This window comes from Streptomyces sp. 8P21H-1 (assembly GCF_013302945.1).
In genome coordinates this window covers 1-1,195 of the sequence record NZ_JABTYA010000080.1, presented here as the reverse complement: position 1 = coordinate 1,195, position 1,195 = coordinate 1, and the positions used below count along the sequence as shown (strand labels likewise).

Below are 1,195 nucleotides of genomic sequence, written 5' to 3'. Positions count from 1 at the left end.
CCGCACGTGGCGCGCCGACGGCGGGCGGGGCACCGGTGGCCGTGCCCGGCTCCCCGCCCCCCGCCACCGCTTCCGTCGTCCCCTCGCCCTCCGCCCGGGACGGCGTCACCGTCATCGTTCCCCGGCCCCCTCGGCGGCCAGCGCCCACCAGGCGGCGAGGCCGAGGACCAGTGCGGTCAGCACGGTCGAGGGGCCGCCGATGTCGGCGTACACGAAGTCGACCAGTTGCCAGAGCAGCAGCCCGCAGGCGATCAGCGCGCAGTCGGCGCCCTCCGGTGAGCACCGTGCGCTCAGGAGCCGCCGCAGACCGCCGACCAGCAGCGCGAGCCAGCTGCCCGCCAGTGCGAGCAGCCCGAGGAGCCCTTGCTCGCTCAGCACCAGCAAGTACATGTTGTGCGGTGACAGGAGAGGCTGGCGCCGGAACCCGGCGCCCGCCCCGTCGGTGTCGCTGCCCGAGGACAGCGCCAGCGAGGCGTGCCCGTCGCGGTGGTCGGGGAAGCCCTTGAGCCCCACGCCTGTCAGCGGCCGGTCGCGCCACATGTCGACGGCCGCCGTCCACATCGTGTACCGGTCGGTCACCGACTGGTCCGGCGCATCCGCCACCTGAGTGATGCTGCCGATGCGCTCCTGGAGCATGGCGGTGCCCACGCCGAACCCGCCCACCAGGACCACCGCGGCCGCCGCCACCGCCGCGAACACCCTTACGGCCCGCCGCAGTCCGGCGAGTACGACCTGTACCCCGCACGTCACGGCCGTGGCGATCCACGCCCCCCGGCTGAACGACAGCGCGAGCGGCAGCAGCAGCGCCAGCGCGCACACCGCCGCCACGGCCCGCTGCCGCGCGGACCCGGAACCGAGCGCGATACCGAGCGCGCACACCAGCCCGAACGACACCACGGCCGCCATGCCCATGATGTCCGTCGACCCGAACGTGCCCACCGCCCGGATCATCTCGCCCCGGTACGAGGCCCCGGTCCCGGTCACGTACTGGTGGACGCCGAGGGCCCCCTGCCACCCCGCGAGCCCGACGAGGGACCAGGCGACGAGGCGCGCGTCACGGCGGTCGCGGACCAGCAGCATCACCGCCGCGGGCACCAGTACGAAGATCTGCAGATAGCGCACCAGCCCCGCGGCCCCCGCCCCGGCCGAGGCCGCGCCGGCCGTCGCGAGGGCGAGGCCGGCGACGGGCAGCCCG

At 75.6% G+C, this 1,195-nt stretch carries 1 protein-coding gene; it reads right to left on the bottom strand.

Annotated features, from left to right (window positions below):
* Positions 1 to 111: 111 nt before the first annotated feature.
* A partial coding sequence (locus HO151_RS01625; protein WP_173894351.1) for an O-antigen ligase occupies positions 112 to 1,195 on the bottom strand: 1,084 nt, incomplete at its 5' end.